The sequence below is a fragment of the Rhizobacter sp. P2_H2 genome, from assembly GCF_056403375.1.
This window is the reverse complement of the sequence record NZ_JBFUFP010000933.1, coordinates 1-2,167: the sequence shown is the minus strand read 5'-3', so window position 1 is coordinate 2,167 and position 2,167 is coordinate 1. Positions and strand designations below refer to the sequence as shown.

Sequence of the window (2,167 nt, the reverse complement as noted above, 5' to 3'; positions counted from 1 at the left end):
GGGTGCGCGCGCAGGTGCCTTGGGAGACGCGTGCGTCATGGGGTGGTACAGCCCTTCTTGATCCAGTTGGCGATCGTCACGTAGTTCGCGCTGCCCACCGGCAGCACCGCGGTCGGCGAGCTCGCGGCGCCCGCCGGGTGCGGGATCGTCGACGGCCGCTTCAGCAGCGAGTTGGCTTCCGGATGGCAGGCGTCGTTGATCATCGTCAGTGTGACATTGAAATCGCCCTCCGCGTCACCCAGCAACACGAAGCGGTTCTCGCGGAACGCCTTGCCGGCGGCGATCTCGTCGCTGCCGATGCCCTGGTGGCAACCGGCCGCGCAGGTGCTGCGCAGGATCGGGTACACGTCGGACTCGAACGAGGCCTGGGTGATCTGCCCGATGCCCTTCACRCCGCCTGCGGACAGGTCGTTGTAGTACTTGCTGCCGAGGTCGATCCATTCGGCCAGCAGGCGCTTCTCGGCCTTGGTCAGCAGCGTGGCGTGGTCCGGCGCGCCTGCCGCCGGGGTCGGGTACAGCGTGCGCGCATCGGCGCTGGCCATCAGCGTCGCGCCGGACAGGATCTCCAGCAGCCGGCTCTTGCGCCCCATGCCGAGGGCATCGCCTTCGCTGGCCATCGTGTCGACCATCGCCGGCTCGCGGTCGATCATCGGCACGCCTTCCTCGAGGTGGGTCTTCGGCAGGCCGGTGGCCTGGTCGATGACCGGGTCGCCGATCAGCAGGCGCTCGTACGACGCATTGCGGCCGGTGCCGGCGATCGTCGCGCTCAGGTCCAGCTTGGCCGGGTCGGCGTGGCAGGTCACGCAGGTGCCGGCGCCGTTGACGCCGCGGCTGACCGTCCACATCGGCTGGATGTGGTCCGGGTAGTTGATGACGCCGTCGGTCGGGGCGGCGGTCAGCAGGTCGTCCTTCGGATCGGTGTTGTTCTTGTACTTGATGCTGATCGAATTGCGCGCGGTCACGCCGGCCTTGGCCGTGTCGGCCCAGACGTCGGAGGAGACCATGTCGGTCATCAGCTTCAGCACGTTCGGGTCGAGGCGCGTGCGGGTGCCGGCCATCGTCTCGCCCGACTGGTGGGCGCTCGCCAGGTTGTCGAACCAGCCCGACGGGATCGTGTTGGYGACCGCACCGGAGTTCAGCGCGCCGCCGCGGCGCGGGCTGTGGCAGCCGTCGCAGGTGCGGCGTTCGCCCGGGCGGACCTGGATCCAGTTGGTGTGGGTCTGGAAGGCACGGCCTTCGGCATCGACCACCGCCAGCCCGATCGGGGTGTCGGCCGGCACCTGCAGCTTGAACGAGCCGTCCGGCTCGATCGGCGCGTAGCCGAGGATCTGCTGCGGCTCGAAATCGGTCTCGCCGATCGCGGCCCGCACGCCCATGCCCTGGCTCGGCGCCACTGCGCGGAAGGCGCGGATGAAGCGGGCCGGCGCGCAGCCATAGGCCGGGCTGGCCGGGTCCTTCATCTTGACGAGGTCGGCGACCTGGGCGCGGGTGTCCAGCGGGTCGGTCGGCGCGGTCTTCGCGATCGCGGTGGTGCAGGTGGCCGACAGGTCGGCCGCCGCGATCACCGGGTCACCCATGCGGCCGAGGCCGTCGGTGTCGTAGACGCTGCGCACTTCGAGCAGGCCGAGCTTCTGGGCGGCCAGCGTCGGGTCGACCGGGGTCGGGTCGGTGGCGTTCGGCTCGGCGCGCGACTGCAGCGGCACCGGGTCGGTGTTCATGAAGCCCGGGGGCGGCGGCGCGATCGGCTGCAGGCCCTTCTTCGGGTCGTTCGGGTCGAACATGTAGATGCCGTACGGCGGCGGCACGTTGTCCTTCACGCCGTCGGCCTCGACCTCGCTTTCCAGCCGGTTGTCATCGGCCAGGCGCGCCTTCTCGGCATCGGTCAGCGTGGCGCACGGCACCACCTTGCCGTTCTTCGTCACTTCGCAGGGGCGGTAGGCGACCAGCACGCGATCGGTGCCGTCCCACAGCGGGAACGGCGTCGTGATGCGGCCGTACGCCGACAGCCCGCCGTCGATGTTCAGCGCCTGTTCGGTCGGGTAGTACTGGCCGCCCTGGGCCGCGACGCTCGGGTTGGCCGGCGTGTTCTGCTCGGAGTAGTTGGCCGCGTCGACCAGCACCAAGCCGCCGCCTTCCTTGGTGCGCGACAGCGGCATCAGGTCGGATG

The 2,167-nt window shown here is 70.2% G+C and carries 1 protein-coding gene; it reads right to left on the bottom strand.

Features of this window, described 5'->3' with window-relative positions; translation table 11 throughout:
* Window positions 1-35 precede the first annotated feature (35 nt).
* Window positions 36-2,167 (bottom strand): HzsA-related protein (locus AC1D15_RS28420; RefSeq protein WP_477828650.1); only part of this gene is annotated, 2,132 nt, incomplete at its 5' end.